The organism is Photobacterium toruni, assembly GCF_024529955.1.
Lineage (GTDB): Bacteria > Pseudomonadota > Gammaproteobacteria > Enterobacterales > Vibrionaceae > Photobacterium > Photobacterium toruni.
Genome location: NZ_AP024854.1, coordinates 1,736,561 through 1,751,670 on the forward strand (window position 1 = coordinate 1,736,561; position 15,110 = coordinate 1,751,670).

At 38.5% G+C, this 15,110-nt stretch carries 17 protein-coding genes; 5 read left to right on the forward strand and 12 right to left on the reverse strand.

The annotated features are described in order from the left end of the window. Positions 1 to 51 precede the first annotated feature (51 nt). The 6 genes from btuD to pheS form a co-directional block, all read right to left on the reverse strand. Complete coding sequence (gene btuD, locus OC457_RS08255; protein ID WP_080173294.1) at positions 52 to 858, reverse strand: vitamin B12 ABC transporter ATP-binding protein BtuD; 807 nt, start codon at positions 856 to 858, stop codon at positions 52 to 54. Between the two features lie 3 nt (positions 859 to 861). Then, positions 862 to 1,854 (reverse strand): vitamin B12 ABC transporter permease BtuC, encoded by a 993-nt coding sequence (gene btuC / locus OC457_RS08260; protein ID WP_080173293.1) that lies wholly within the window; start codon positions 1,852 to 1,854, stop codon positions 862 to 864. Between the two features lie 96 nt (positions 1,855 to 1,950). Next, positions 1,951 to 3,012 carry a succinylglutamate desuccinylase gene (locus OC457_RS08265; RefSeq protein ID WP_080173292.1) on the reverse strand — a complete coding sequence of 354 codons (1,062 nt, stop codon included), beginning with the start codon at positions 3,010 to 3,012 and terminating at the stop codon, positions 1,951 to 1,953. A gap of 199 nt (positions 3,013 to 3,211) precedes the next feature. After that, complete coding sequence (gene ihfA / locus OC457_RS08270; RefSeq protein WP_036795089.1) at positions 3,212 to 3,508, reverse strand: integration host factor subunit alpha; 297 nt, start codon at positions 3,506 to 3,508, stop codon at positions 3,212 to 3,214. Between the two features lie 455 nt (positions 3,509 to 3,963). After that, positions 3,964 to 6,363, reverse strand: a complete 2,400-nt coding sequence (pheT, locus tag OC457_RS08275) for a phenylalanine--tRNA ligase subunit beta (protein WP_080173291.1) — start codon at positions 6,361 to 6,363, stop codon at positions 3,964 to 3,966. Between the two features lie 20 nt (positions 6,364 to 6,383). Then, on the reverse strand, positions 6,384 to 7,367 hold the full coding sequence (gene pheS / locus OC457_RS08280; RefSeq protein ID WP_080173290.1) for a phenylalanine--tRNA ligase subunit alpha: 984 nt from the start codon (positions 7,365 to 7,367) through the stop codon (positions 6,384 to 6,386). Positions 7,368 to 7,662: 295 nt separating this feature from the next. Between pheS and OC457_RS08285 the strand changes: the two genes are divergently transcribed. The 3 genes from OC457_RS08285 (at position 7,663) to OC457_RS08295 (ending at position 9,086) form a co-directional block, all read left to right on the forward strand. After that, entirely contained in the window at positions 7,663 to 7,932 is a 270-nt protein-coding gene (locus OC457_RS08285) for a hypothetical protein (protein ID WP_080173289.1), read from the forward strand. Positions 7,933 to 8,128: 196 nt separating this feature from the next. Next, positions 8,129 to 8,380, forward strand: coding sequence for a phenylalanyl-tRNA synthetase subunit alpha (locus tag OC457_RS08290; RefSeq protein WP_080173288.1), 252 nt, complete (start codon positions 8,129 to 8,131; stop codon positions 8,378 to 8,380). A 223-nt stretch (positions 8,381 to 8,603) separates the two neighbouring features. Beyond that, on the forward strand, positions 8,604 to 9,086 hold the full coding sequence (locus tag OC457_RS08295) for a GNAT family N-acetyltransferase (protein WP_080173287.1): 483 nt from the start codon (positions 8,604 to 8,606) through the stop codon (positions 9,084 to 9,086). Between the two features lie 99 nt (positions 9,087 to 9,185). Here OC457_RS08295 and rplT read toward each other — a convergent pair whose 3' ends face one another. The 5 genes from rplT to yqfB all read right to left on the reverse strand — a co-directional run bounded on the left by rplT (position 9,186) and on the right by yqfB (position 12,895). Further along, positions 9,186 to 9,539, reverse strand: a complete 354-nt coding sequence (rplT, locus tag OC457_RS08300) for a 50S ribosomal protein L20 (RefSeq protein WP_036795101.1) — start codon at positions 9,537 to 9,539, stop codon at positions 9,186 to 9,188. Between the two features lie 46 nt (positions 9,540 to 9,585). Further along, on the reverse strand, positions 9,586 to 9,780 hold the full coding sequence (rpmI, locus tag OC457_RS08305; protein WP_005367387.1) for a 50S ribosomal protein L35: 195 nt from the start codon (positions 9,778 to 9,780) through the stop codon (positions 9,586 to 9,588). Positions 9,781 to 9,881: 101 nt separating this feature from the next. Beyond that, positions 9,882 to 10,433, reverse strand: coding sequence for a translation initiation factor IF-3 (infC, locus tag OC457_RS08310; protein WP_080173286.1), 552 nt, complete (start codon positions 10,431 to 10,433; stop codon positions 9,882 to 9,884). Positions 10,434 to 10,436: 3 nt separating this feature from the next. Continuing rightward, positions 10,437 to 12,368, reverse strand: a complete 1,932-nt coding sequence (gene thrS / locus OC457_RS08315; protein ID WP_080173285.1) for a threonine--tRNA ligase — start codon at positions 12,366 to 12,368, stop codon at positions 10,437 to 10,439. Positions 12,369 to 12,568: 200 nt separating this feature from the next. Continuing rightward, positions 12,569 to 12,895 carry a N(4)-acetylcytidine aminohydrolase gene (gene yqfB / locus OC457_RS08320; RefSeq protein WP_080173284.1) on the reverse strand — a complete coding sequence of 109 codons (327 nt, stop codon included), beginning with the start codon at positions 12,893 to 12,895 and terminating at the stop codon, positions 12,569 to 12,571. Between the two features lie 280 nt (positions 12,896 to 13,175). On the opposite strand from yqfB, the gene OC457_RS08325 reads away from it, so the two are divergent. Both OC457_RS08325 and OC457_RS08330 read left to right on the forward strand, forming a co-directional pair. Continuing rightward, positions 13,176 to 14,039: a fructosamine kinase family protein gene (locus OC457_RS08325; protein ID WP_080173283.1), complete on the forward strand. Its 864-nt coding sequence runs from the start codon at positions 13,176 to 13,178 to the stop codon at positions 14,037 to 14,039. A gap of 168 nt (positions 14,040 to 14,207) precedes the next feature. Continuing rightward, a complete protein-coding gene (locus OC457_RS08330; protein ID WP_080173282.1) occupies positions 14,208 to 14,411 on the forward strand; it encodes a CPXCG motif-containing cysteine-rich protein in 204 nt (67 codons plus the stop codon). A gap of 2 nt (positions 14,412 to 14,413) precedes the next feature. On the opposite strand, the gene OC457_RS08335 is transcribed toward OC457_RS08330, so the two are convergent. Beyond that, entirely contained in the window at positions 14,414 to 15,022 is a 609-nt protein-coding gene (locus tag OC457_RS08335; RefSeq protein ID WP_080173281.1) for a riboflavin synthase subunit alpha, read from the reverse strand. Positions 15,023 to 15,110: the final 88 nt, after the last annotated feature.

The window sequence follows — 15,110 nt, forward strand, 5'->3', positions numbered from 1 at the left end:
AATACTGATAGATACCTGTCATTTGGCAGGTATTTTTTTACTTATGAATATTTAATCAACGAAAATTAAGCATGGCACACCATGATGTTCTATTTTATCAATGCCTGTTTTAAACACCGCTTGTAAGTTATCAATCGTCATTATTTGATCAACATGCCCACATCCAACACATTGCCCTTGATCTAACAGCACCACATTATCCGCTTCACGTAAGGTTCTATTTAAATCATGGTTGACCATAACTACCGTAATTCCTTGTTGGGATATCTTTCGAACTAATTGGTACATCGCTGCTTCTTGACCAATATCTAGTGCAGCAGCTGGCTCATCAAGTAATAATAATTTTGCTTGAGGGTTTATGGCAGGCCAAACTTGTAAACATGCTGCAGCTAGCCGTACCCGTTGCCATTCTCCACCCGATAGTTGTTGAATATTTCGTGATAACTTATCTTTAATATCTAAACTCTGACAAATTTCATTCAATGCTATTTGTAATTTATCGGCCTCAATATCGTGTAACGCTGATATTGCCAACGACAAATATTGAAATACAGGAATAGAAAAATTAGGTTTATCTTGTTGCGATAAATAACTACGAACCTGAGCTAATGACAGTAAATCATAATCAACCAAATCGATATCAAGTAATTTAATACTACCTTTATGCGCAAACAATCCAGATAAAATAGATAATACGGTACTTTTTCCACTACCATTAGGTCCAATAACGTGAGTGATTTGTCCAGCATAAAGAGTCAATGACATGGGTAATAATCGTGATACAAAAGCAATATTTTGAGCATGTAGTACTAACGCTGCTGAGTCTACTTCAGCAGTATTATCAAAGATTATTGCCATAAATTAATCCAATTGCGAACGCATTAACATCCAAATAAATACAGGCGCACCAAGTGAGGTTGTTACTACGCCAATAGGTAAATCAGCATCAACTAATAGCACCCGTGATAATGTATCAGCCAACACCAATAATATTCCGCCACAAATAGCAGAAAGAGGCAATAAATACTGATTCTCAGTGCCTAGCTGTAACCGTAATAAATGTGGAACAACCAAACCAACAAATCCAATAACACCAGCAAGCGCCACTGAGCACCCAACTAATAGTGAGATCATCAAAATCAATAGCCACCGAATACGTCTAACATCAACACCTAATTGACGAGCAGTAATATCACCAAGCATCATTACGTCCAATGATTTACCTTGTAGGCAAAGTATAATTAATACTGGCACAATAAAAAATAACAGCGACAATTGCTCCCAACTTACACCACCAACACTACCCATAAGCCAATACATTAACTGGCGCATACTTAAATCATCACTGAAATAAAATGCCCATGTCACCACAGCACCCGATAAAATACCTAAAGCAACGCCAATTAATAATAATCGTGCCATTGACACTTTTTGACGCCGAGAAAATCCAACTAATATAAGGGTAAACAATAGCGCCCCTCCCATCGCTGCCATCATGGTAATAAATGGTGTCGGTGTAATAGGAACAAAAAAGAGTAGCAGCACTACAGCAAGGCTAGCACCACCAGAAATACCCAACACGCCTGGCTCTGCTAAAGGATTACCCAATAACACCTGTAATACTGCCCCTGAACTGGCTAATGCCGCGCCAACAATTAAGGCGGCCAATACTCTAGGTATCCGTAATTGCAATAATAATTGCTGTTGCAATGCACCATCTGGTGCCCAAGGTGAAATCCACACCTCTCCGACAGCAATAGCAAACACACAAATAATCACTAACAGCAATGATGAAACAATCAACCAAGTTCGCCACCGCTGTTGCTGCTGTGATAATAATTCATTTAACAACATCAATACTTATTACACTCAAAAATAAGGTGAGATACCATACATTGCTGACATTATAATGCAAAAAACAGATAAGATTTTTATCATTAAATATAATTATCAATATGATGTGTTATCTATCGCACAAACTCGCACTTGTTCATCAAAAATCAAATTCGCTTTCTTAACCATTAGTGCAACTCGTTGCCCAATAGCTACCTTTCTATTAGGAAATACGACAGCTTCACCGCCAATAGTCGCGGTATATATTTGACTACCATCCACTGCAAATTCATCCCCTTCTGCAAAAAAAGTAAAATTAGCAACGTTATCATTAAACGTAAAATAAAATTCAGAATGTCGTTTAACAATAGTATGGCTGACTTGATATACCTCAACATCATTAGTCCAAACAATAGGTAAAGCAGCATCCGTAATTAATTGCACCATTGCATCTCTAAATGGCCTTAATAAAGTAAAATCATTATGTCCGATTTTACCTATACGTCCGAGTTCAACGGTCAGTGACTGTGCGCCATGATACTCAGCACTATACCAAGCAAATGTAGGTGCCGGTTTATTAGAAAGTAATACTGCATCTAATTTAGCATGATGAATAAAGCTAAATAGTTTATTGCTACGTGTTGGTTTATCCGAATAAGGACTAATTGCAAAGGTATCATGCAGAGAAGGACGAATAGCGCAATGCAAGTCAAGGTGCCACCGTTCAGGCTTAATAGCAATAGAGGTGCCATAGAAGCTGTTAATAGCTACTTGTAACGCATTAGCAATAGTGCATTCATTATTTTTCTCAGAATTCCTAACCTGAAATAAGCGATTCAGATTTTCAGTCATAAATCGTTGCTGACAATTAATCGCTTCAGGATGAGCAATAATTAATAATAAACGATGTATTGGTTGAATATGCCCAAGCACGATATCTGAGGCTATTTGCTGAATCAATTCTATTGGCGAAGTTTCATCACCATGGATCCCTGAAGACAATACGATGTCTTTTGCATCACTAGATAATTCTCTTGGTGTAATCTGTAATACACCTCGATATAGAAGCTGGCAGTGCAAACCAGAATCTAATACCCATTCTTCCGCTATAAATGGTTGTGAAAAATCACAGGTAGCTTCCAGAAAACGTCCTTGTTTTATCTGCTCAATTAACGTCATAGCATAACCTCCTTGTTAATTATTTTAATCAACCCTCAATATTTACTCTTATTGTCATCCTGATTATAAGAAATAATATCGCTTCTATTTTAAAATATAGCGGCAAAGTCAGCACAATCGTAAAAATAAGATAATAAAAAACCCAAGTAAAAATACATTTACTTGGGTTTCAGTTTGGATCAGCAAACTCGTGAAAGATTTATTTATTAACTTCTAAACTTTCGACACGTGCCTTAAGCTTCTGACCAGGACGGAATGTAACGACACGGCGGGCAGAGATAGGAATGTCTTCCCCAGTTTTAGGATTTCTTCCAGGTCTCTCATTTTTATCACGCAAATCAAAATTACCAAAACCAGATAATTTAACTTGCTCACCATTTTCTAGAGCCTTCCTAACTTCTTCAAAGAAGACTTCCACCGTATCCTTGGCGTCCCGTTTGCTTAATCCAACATTTTCAAACAGGTTCTCAGCCAAATCGGCTTTTGTGAGCGCCATAGATAACTCCCTCAAGACTATGTTGAATAAATAGTGTTCATACCTACTAATAAAAAGTATGCCACTGTGAATAAGGTATATGTTAATTAGAGATGTAATTTTAAAATTTAAAACTACGGGACTATATTATCCCTCTCACTGTTAACTAGACTCAGTCTAAGCCAACTCGCTGATTTTCGCCAACTTTTTTACGTTAACTTCATGTCAATTTACGCCATTTTGGTGGCTAAATTTTGCTATAACAATGCATCTAGTTGATCTTACTATTGCATTAATCAGTACTAAATCACTAAAAAAACAATAATATACAGTCAAATATTCTAATAAGAACCAATAAAATAGAAAATATAACTATTTATCAAGCTGTTATTATTTTTTAGATCTAGATCAAAAAAAAGCAGCCTCTAAAGGCTGCTTTTCGAAAACAAAGACTTAATTTTAATTATGCTGCTTTTTTAATCACGAAGTGATGCATCAAATTTTTCGGTCAATGCATTAACAATACTTTCTACTGCTGCTGCAATATCTGCTTCTTCCAATGTACGCTCAGTTGATTGCAATGTTAGCGCAATCGCAAGACTCTTCTGACCGTCATCAACACCTTTACCAGTGTAAACATCAAATAGATTAACGGCTTTTAATAGCTCACCGCCATTATCACGGCATGCCGCAATAATGTCATTTGCTGCAACATCATCGTTAACAACAACGGCAATATCACGACGATTAGCAGGGAACTTAGAAAGAGTAACAGCTTCAGGTAAATCACGCTTATTAATAGCATCCCACTCTACTTCAAACGCAATAGTACGGCCATTAAGACCAAACTTACGCTCAAGCTCAGGGTGAATAGTACCAATAAAGCCAACTTCGCGCTCAGTTTCAAGACCAGCATCAACAACAATTGCTGCTGTTTGACCAGGATGAAGTGCTGGATGTTTCGCGGCTTTAAAGCTGTAGCTATCTTTTGCTGTTAGCTCAAGAACGGCTTCTAAATCACCTTTAAGATCAAAGAAATCAACTGTGTTAGTTTCAATGTCCCAGTGCTCATCACTACGAGTACCAGCAATAATACCTGCAAGCATCATTTCTTGGCGCATGCCGTTTTCTGCTGATTCTTCAGGAACAAAACGAAGACCAGCTTCAAATAGACGTACACGTGGTTGTTGACGCTTTTGGTTGAATACTACTGTATTTAGTAGGCCAGTCCATAGGCTTAAACGCATTGCTGACATGTCCGCAGAAATTGGGAACGGCAGAATCAATGGTTCAATTTCAGGCACGATAAGTTTTTGTTGTTCCGGCTCTACAAAGCTGTATGTAATTGCTTCTTGGAAACCACGATCAACAAGCAAATCACGTACACGTTTAAGCGGTAAATTCGCTTCTTTATGTAAGTTCATGCTAAGTGCAGCAACAGGCGATTGATTAGGGATATTGTTGTAGCCGAAAATACGACCCACTTCTTCCACTAAATCTTCTTCAATTGCCATATCGAAACGCCATGCAGGTGCCGTTGCTTTCCAGCCAGCATCTGTTGTTTCAACATCACAACCTAGACGTGTTAGGATTTCAACTACTTCTTCAGAAGCAATTGAATGACCTAATAGACGATCTAGTTTTGAACGACGTAGTTCAATTGTTGCAGCTTTAGGTAAATCAGCTTCTGATTCAACTTCAACGATTGGCGCAACTTCACCACCACAGATTTCAATGATAAGTGCTGTTGCACGCTCCATTGCCTTCATTTGCAGTGTTGCATCAACACCACGCTCAAAGCGGTGTGAAGAATCTGTGTGTAGACCGTAGCTACGTGCACGACCACGGATTGCATCAGGTGCAAAGAATGCACACTCAAGTAGTACGTCTTTAGTCTCAGCGTTAACACCAGAGAATTGACCACCGAAAATACCTGCAATTGCAAGTGCTTGAGTGTTATCTGCAATCACTAATGTATTGTCGTTTAATTCTGCTTCATTGCCGTCAAGAAGAGTTAGCTTTTCGCCCTGCTCTGCCATACGAACCACAATACCACCATCGATCTTAGCAAGATCGAATGCGTGCATTGGCTGACCCATTTCAAGCAATACGTAGTTAGTAATATCTACGATTGCATCGATTGAGCGAGTACCACAACGGCGTAGTTTTTCTTGCATCCATAATGGTGTTTCAGCTTGCGCATTAACATTACGAACAATACGACCTAGGTAACGTGGACATGCAGCAGGTGCTGTCACTTCAATTGACATTGTATCAGCCGCTGTTGGCGCAACGATATCAAACTGAGGCTCAGTCACTTCAGCGCGGTTTAATACGCCAACTTCACGAGCAAGACCTGCGATGCTTAGGCAGTCTGCGCGGTTTGCGGTTAGATCAACATCGATAGTGACATCATCAAGACCTAAGAAATCACGGAAATCAGTACCTAGTACTGCATCAGCCGCTAATTCCATAATACCGTCAGACTCAATGTCAATACCTAGCTCTGTGAAAGAACAAAGCATACCATGAGAAGGCTGACCGCGTAATTTTGCCTTCTTGATTTTAAAATCACCAGGAAGAACAGCACCAACAGTTGCCACTGCAACTTTAATACCTTGACGACAGTTAGATGCGCCACAAACGATATCTAGCAGCTCTTCAGCGCCAACATCAACTTTTGTTACGCGTAGTTTGTCAGCGTCTGGGTGTGGAGCACACTCAACAACCTGACCTACTTTAACACCGGTGAATTCACCAGCAACTGCTTCAATACCGTCAACTTCCAAACCAGCCATTGTGATTTGGTGAGCTAGCTCTTCGCTGTTTACTGCAGGATTAACCCACTCGCGTAGCCAAGATTCAGAGAATTTCATAGATTTCTAGCCCCTAGTGCTTACTTGAACTGTTTTAGGAAACGTAAGTCGTTCTCAAAGAACGCACGTAAATCGTTAACGCCGTAACGAAGCATAGTTAGACGCTCAACGCCCATACCAAATGCAAAGCCTGAATATTTTTCAGGATCGATGTTAACTGAACGAAGTACATTAGGGTGAACCATACCGCAGCCCAAAACCTCTAACCACTTACCATTCTTACCTTTAACGTCAACTTCAGCAGAAGGTTCAGTGAATGGGAAGAATGAAGGACGGAAACGTACTTCAACTTCTTCTTCAAAGAAGTTACAAAGGAAATCGTGAAGAATACCTTTCAACTGTGCAAAGTTTACATTTTCATCAACTAACATACCTTCCACTTGGTGGAACATTGGTGTGTGAGTTTGATCGTAATCATTACGGTAAACACGACCAGGCGCAATAAAGCGGAATGGCGGTTGACCATTTTCCATAGTACGGATCTGAACACCAGAAGTATGCGTACGTAGCATTAGATCTGGGTTAAAGAAGAACGTATCGTGGTCTGTACGTGCAGGGTGATCTTCTGCAATGTTTAATGCATCGAAGTTGTGGAAAGCATCTTCAATTTCAGGACCCGCTTCAGTTGTAAAACCAAGCTCACCAAAGAAACTTTCAATACGTTCAATGGTGCGTGTCACTGGGTGCAGACCACCATTTTCAATACGGCGACCTGGTAAAGAAACATCAACAGTCTCAGCCGCTAGCTTAGCTTCAAGCTCAGCACGTTGTAGACCATCTTTACGCTCAACAAGTAATGTTTGCACTACTTGTTTTGCTTTATTAATTTCTTGACCAGCAGTGCGACGCTCTTCTGGTGGTAATTTACCTAGGGCTTGTAGTTGAAGAGTTAAATAACCCTTCTTGCCTAGAAATTGAACTCGAACTTCGTCCAGAGCGACTGATGAATCAGCCTGCTCAATAGCTGCCGTTGCGTTGGCAATAATCTCGTCTAGATGTTGCATCGTATCCTCATCCACCCACAGGTGGCGTCCTTAAGGGAGATATAAAATCGCATAACGATACATACTAAAGAAAGCAGCGTCTAAAACCAAATTGAATCGTAATAAAACAGTAAGTTTGGACGAAAAAAAAACGTCTTTGACCATTAAAATCTAAAATTGTGCTTTTTAAGTACACTAAAGGTAACTCTCAGTAGACTATAAAACAGATTTCGCACTCCTATATTTCATTTTTCTCTCTTTATTAAATAATGCAAAAAAAGTAAATTTCAGCAATCTTTATTTTGGAATAATCATTATGGACACTCCAGATTTTTCAGCTTTAATCAAAATGAGTCTTTTTGCGTCTCTACTCTGTTTAGGATTAGTCATACTCGGTAATTATGGCATGTTCTCAAGTATGCCAATTGAAATGAAAGATACCTTAAGTAATCAAACTCATGTCGATTACATTCATGTAATTTACTATGTTGGGTTTAATTTCATTTTTGTTGGTTTTCTTGCTTATTTATTAGTAGGACTAAAACACTCTCAAAAACAAATGAAAACGTATTTAGCTCAACATTAAACATCGTCCTCAGCTCATATTTAAGATCATTTTCCTATTTTTGACGCATAACAGAGCAGGTTATTATTTAATAAATAATAACCTGCTCTGTTATGCGATGAAAATCACCTACATTTTAAATATTTCTTATCAATTTTGTTTTAAAATTACTCTTTTCAGTGTAAATTATGATCAAAATCAATGTTAGGACCCTATAATGAATACTCAAGATCTTGCAGCTCTATCTAAAATTTCAACTATCGCGGCAATTCTTTGTACTGCTCTATTGCTGCTTGGTAATTATGGCCTAGCATCAGCAATGCCGATTGCACCTGAAGATGGTTTTAATTTCATTCATCTAGTCTTCTTTACTGGTTTCAATGCGTTATTCGTTGGCTTCTTAGCGTTTTTACTTAAAACATTAGCTACTGCAAACAAAAAGCGTAATCAACGTTATGCACGCGCATAAATATTAATCAACTTGTTTTTTTAAAGCCAGTCAGTTTCGTTTATCGATAACTTACTGGCTTTTTTATACTCTTTATTTCTACACGACCGGAATACCGCACCTACTCGACTTGTAAGATCGATACGAAGAGAACTTCAATATAACCCTCGTTCTTAATTAAAGTGGCGTTTATTGAATAAATTAAAAACACATATAAGTAATTTAATTACAGAGACAATAAACCATGAACATTAATGTAATGGCGATAACTTCAGATTTTGATAAAGAACTATGCAATATAATTAAACAAGTTGGCGCAGAATTTGGTGCTGTAGGTGAAGGTTTCGGGCCATCGGATACTGAAGTATTAAATATGAGTCACTTTTATCATGATGGTACTAACAGCTTATACTTGGTTGCTTTAGTCGATGGTCAGCTTATAGGCGGATGTGGCATCGCTCCCTTCAATAACAGCAAAACAATCTGCGAACTAAAAAAACTATTTTTATTACCTAGTGGTCGTCAGTTAGGTTTAGGGAAAAAGCTCTCACTTCAATGTTTAGAATATGCAAAAACAAAAGATTTTAAGGAATGTTATCTCGATACACTCTCAAGCATGCAATCAGCAATAAATTTATATGAGGGATTGGGTTTTACTCACCTAGAAATGCCATTAATGGGCACTCTGCATAGTGGTTGTGATATTTGGATGCTAAAGCAGCTATAGAAAAAGAAAAAGAAAAAGAAAAAGAAAAAGAAAAAATAATACCCCAAACGAAAAAAGGAGAGCCGAGGCTCTCCTTTTCAACTTAAAACTAGACTGAAATTACAGTGCAGCTTTCGCCTTTTCCACAAGAACAGTGAAAGTAGCTTTGTCAAATACAGCGATATCAGAAAGGATCTTACGATCGATTTCGATAGACGCTTTCTTAAGACCGTTGATTAGACGGCTGTAAGACATACCATTTTGACGTGCAGCAGCGTTGATACGAGCAATCCAAAGTTGACGGAAAGTACGTTTCTTCTGACGACGGTCACGGTAAGCATATTGACCAGCTTTAGTAACAGCTTGGAAAGCTACGCGGTAAACACGTGAACGTGCACCGTAGTAACCTTTAGCTTGTTTAAGAACTTTCTTGTGACGTGCACGCGCTTGTACACCACGTTTTACGCGAGGCATAGGAGACTCCTAACTAAAATTAAAAAAAATATAAAACTAAAAACGATTAAGCGAACGGAAGCATACGAGCAACTGCAGCCACTTCACACTTAGGAAGGATTGCATTTGGACGAAGCTGACGTTTGTTCTTAGTAGTACGTTTAGTCAGGATGTGACGTTTAGTAGCGTGCTTAAACTTAAAGCCACCAGCTGTTTTTTTGAAGCGCTTAGCAGCGCCACGATTTGTTTTCATCTTTGGCATGAGATGATAACTCCGCATTGTTGATAGTTAATAATCATAGTAATAGGGCGAACAAAAAGTGCTACTTATAGCAGCACTTTTTAGCTACTTGAATGCCGTTATTACTTCTTCTTTGGGGCAAGCATCATGGTCATTTGACGACCTTCTACTCGATTAGGGAAACTTTCACAGATAGCAATCTCTTCAAGTTCAGCCTTAATACGATTAAGAAGTTCAATACCAATACCTTGGTGGGCCATTTCACGACCACGGAAACGTAGTGTGACTTTACCCTTATTGCCCTCTTCTAAAAAGCGAGTCAGGTTGCGTAGTTTTACCTGATAATCGCCTTCGTCTGTACCAGGTCGGAATTTAACTTCCTTGATCTGGATTTGTTTTTGATTCTTCTTTTGCTCTTTAGCAGCCTTGCTCTTTTCGAACAAGTACTTACCATAGTCCATCACACGACAGACTGGTGGCTCGGCATTAGGGCTAATTTCAACTAGATCCACACCAGCATCAAGAGCAACATTAATTGCTTCTTCAATAGAAACAACACCGACTGATTCGCCGTCAAGGCCAGTTAGACGAACTTCACGTACGCCACGAATTTCATCATTCAGACGATGCGCGTTTTGCTTAACTGGTGCCTGGGTTCTTTTTCCGCCTTTAATACCTTATTCCTCCACAACATTGAGCTTACGATTGCTGATCTCTTCTTGCATAAATGCAATCAGTTCATCAATCTTAAATTTACCCAAATCTTTACCCTTGCGAGTACGAACTGCTACTACGCCTGCTTCGACTTCTTTGTCACCGCAAACGAGCATGAAAGGCACTCGCTTCAAAGTATGTTCGCGGATTTTAAAGCCAATCTTCTCATTTCTCAAGTCCGCATTGACTCTAATTCCACTTTTTTTCAATTTTTCTACAATTTCTTGCACATATTCTGCTTGAGAGTCAGTAATATTCATCACTACAGCTTGTTGAGGCGCCAACCATGTTGGGAAGAAGCCTGCATAATCTTCGATAAGAATACCGATGAAACGCTCTAATGAACCAAGAATTGCACGGTGAATCATAACCGGTGTGTGGCGTTCGTTATCTTCACCTACATATGTAGCGCCTAAACGCTCAGGTAATGCGAAGTCAAGCTGAACAGTACCACACTGCCATGCGCGATCAAGGCAATCGTGAAGTGTAAACTCGATCTTAGGACCGTAGAATGCACCTTCACCTTCTTGAATGTCAAATGGAATTTCCATTGATTCAAGCGCGGTAACTAAATCGGCTTCAGCCTTGTCCCACATTGCATCAGAACCTACACGTTTTTCAGGACGAGTAGATAATTTAACAACAATGTTATCAAAACCAAATGTCTTGTACGTATCATACACCATTTCGATGCAAGATGTAACTTCTTGTTGTACTTGTGCTTCTGTACAAAAAATATGCGCATCATCTTGGGTGAAACCACGAACACGCATAATACCATGAAGTGAACCTGAAGGCTCATTACGGTGACAAGAACCAAACTCTGCCATACGTAATGGTAAATCACGGTATGACTTAAGACCTTGGTTAAAGATCTGTACGTGACCAGGACAGTTCATTGGCTTAATAGCATATTCACGGTTCTCAGAACTTGTTGTGAACATTGCCTCAGCATACTTATCCCAGTGACCAGAACGCTCCCAAAGTACACGGTCCATCATTAATGGACCTTTTACTTCTTGGTAATCATATTCATTCAGTTTTTCACGAACAAATACTTCTAGCTCACGGAAGATAGTCCAACCATTGTGATGCCAGAATACCATACCAGGTGCTTCTTGCTGCATGTGGAACAGATCAAGTTGCTTACCAATCTTACGGTGGTCACGCTTTGCAGCTTCTTCTAAACGTGTTAGATGTGCTTTTAAAGCTTTCTTATCGTGGAATGCAGTACCGTAGATACGTTGTAGCATCTTGTTATCGCTATTACCACGCCAGTATGCACCAGCAACGCTTAATAGCTTGAAGTTTTGGCAGAAACCCATGTGTGGTACGTGAGGACCACGACACATATCAATGTATTCTTCATGATGGTATAGACCTGGACGATCATCACGAGCAACGTTTTCATCTAGGATTTCAATTTTGTACGTTTCGCCACGCGCATCAAACGCATCACGCGCTTCTTGCCAGCTTACGTTTTTCTTCACAACTTGATACTTAGTTTTTGCTAGTTCAAGCATGCGCTTTTCAATAACATCAAGATCTTCTTGCGTTAAAGATTGCTCTAGATCGATATCGTAGTAAAAACCGTTGTCAATTGTAGGACCAATCGCCATTTTTGCTTCAGGGTACAATTGTTTAATTGCATGACCTAGCAAGTGTGCACATGAGTGACGAACGATTTCAAGACCATCAACATCATCTTTTACTGTGATGATTTCTAGGCTTGCATCATTTTCAATAAGGTCACAAGCATCAACACGAACACCATCAACACGCCCTGCAATGGTTGCTTTCGCAAGACCAGGACCGATTGAAAGTGCAACATCCATAGTTGATACAGCGTCGTCGAATTGACGTTGACTACCGTCAGGAAGAGTAATAACAGGCATTTAAATATCCTTAAACAGTGGTGCCACACACCAAGTAGCACATGTTGAGTTAATAAAGCTTTTAGAGAAGCTTTCTATGAATAAAAGTGTTTTTACTTTGATGCCGCAATACAGAGCTACATGCTAAGGTAAAAACAGGAGGGACACTATACAAACGGTAACAAGATATTGCAAAGGATCCCCCTACTTTTTTCTGGTTTCTATTTAACTAAGGCGTAATTAACTACATATAACTCTTCGATACCCGGATAAATATCGTGAATAACTGCTTTTAATTCAGCTAACGTCATATTTTCTTGCTGTGCGTGAAAATTATTAAGATCATTAAATGCAATCGGCTCAACAGTTAATATATTTAAACGGCAAAACCAACGTCCCTCTTCATACGTTGATACATCAACAGTCGTGCCTGGTACATAATGACTCTCAGCCTCATCACGAATAGTTATTGTTTTTTTTCCTGACAGAATATCGTTTTCAAAACGTGAAAAAAATGTCATTTCCGTTGGGATTATGGTCGATGTCATTATGATGTCCTTGAATACCGAATAAATTTTCGCCATAGAGTAACCATAAATATTTAAAAGTAAACGGACAATAACAAAACAAACGAAATATTTAAGTAAGATAAATAAGCTTTATCCTTTAATGTTAAAAATAAAATATCATTTATTTTCAATTTGTTAGCCTTTATTTCTTTAGTTATTCATTAAAATAGCCGCGACTTCACAGATATATCTATATGAAATGGTCTAAGATGTTGATAGACAAGTTTTATCTAGTCCAATTTAATGCGTGGAGGATGCTATGTGGCAGGCTATTTCTCACCAATTATCAGAAGTACTTGGTCGACCGTTCAAAATAAATGAGCGTGAGGCTATTCAAGGCGGTGATGTTAACCAATGTTATTGTGTTGGCGATGGCGACGAACGTTTTTTTATTAAGCTAAATGATAAAGAGCAACTCACTGTTTTTGAAACAGAAGCTGAAAGTTTACGTATCCTCAATGAAGCAGATTGTGTTCAAGTTCCTCAACACTTTCATCTTGGTACTTGCCGTGATAAATCCTTCCTAATTTTAAATTATCTTCCAACTAAAGCTATTGATGACGATGCTGGCTATAAACTTGGTCAACAATTGGCACAACTTCATTTATGGGGGGAACAAGTTGAATACGGGTTTGATTTCGATAACTATATAGGTTTAACACCTCAACCTAATAAATGGCGTCGTCGTTGGGATAAGTTTTTTGCAGAACAGCGTATCGAATGGCAATTACAACTTTGTGAAGAAAAAGGGCTCCACTTTGGTGATATTGACACGATAACAGCCAATGTTGCACGACGTTTAAGTAATCATCAACCTAAACCCGCACTACTCCATGGTGACTTATGGCATGGTAATACTGCATTAACGGTATCAGGACCCATTATTTTTGATCCCGCCACATATTGGGGCGATCGTGAATGTGATATTGCGATGACAGAATTATTTGGTGGCTTTCCCGCTAGTTTCTATAAAGGCTATCAATCGGTCTATCCATTAGATGAAGGCTATCAAGACCGTAAAGATCTTTATAATCTTTATCACATACTCAACCATTGCAATCTGTTTGGCGGTGAATATATGGGTCAAGCACAACATATTATTACTAAGTTAATGCTGGAATAGAAACAACAAATGTATATTTTATTCGTGTAACACCAACACTATTGCCACGCAGTGTTGGTGTTTTTCTCTCTCGTATTCGCAAAATAGATAACGAACAACTAGGCTCAATAATGATATATCGCACAATGAATCAAACAATACCGTTAATGTCTGTATTAAGGATCTGTTATGCACAAATATTCAAATCAAAACGTTAACTGCCCACATTGTGGCCATATCATAAAAATCCCTCTCGATGCGAGTGCTGGTAGTCAGGAGTTCTATGATGACTGTTCTATTTGCTGTAATCCAATTCATTTAACGATGGAGGTTGATGAGCTACACAAGACAATTAATCTATTTGTTGATGCCGATGACGAACAGATATTTTAATCCTATTGTTTAGCAGCGACTACTCGCTCAACAGTATCAACAATCGCTTGTGTTTGTGGATCAATTTCAATATTAATTACATCATTTATGATACGGTTTTGAAGGTTTGTTCGTTGTAACGTTTCAGGAATTAAATTCACATTAAAACAATTATCTTTAACCTTACCTATCGTTAAACTAATGCCATCAATACCAATATATCCTTTAGCAAAAATATATTTCATCAAATGGGACGGCATAGAAAACCATACTTGATGATTATTTTCAGAGATATTCACTGCTGATACAGTCGCTGTTGCCATAATATGTCCAGACATTGCATGACCACCAATTTCATCACCAAATTTAGCTGCTCGTTCAACATTGACATAATCACCTTCTTTAAGCAGCCCTAAATTAGTCACATTCAACGTTTCCTGCATTAAATCAAAAGAAACTAATTGCTGTTCAATATGAGTTACTGTTAGGCAACAACCATTATGGGCTACAGATGCACCTAATGTTAACCCTTGCATTAGTTCACTCGGCAACTTAATGGTATGTGTTTGAAAATTATGTTTTTTATCAATACTAATAACTCGTGCTACACCTTGTATAATGCCAGTAAACATATCATTCCTTATACTTATTGAATTTCATTGTTCTATTATTAATCTTTCGACCTATCCAATATCATTCAATTTAACAATACTTACATTA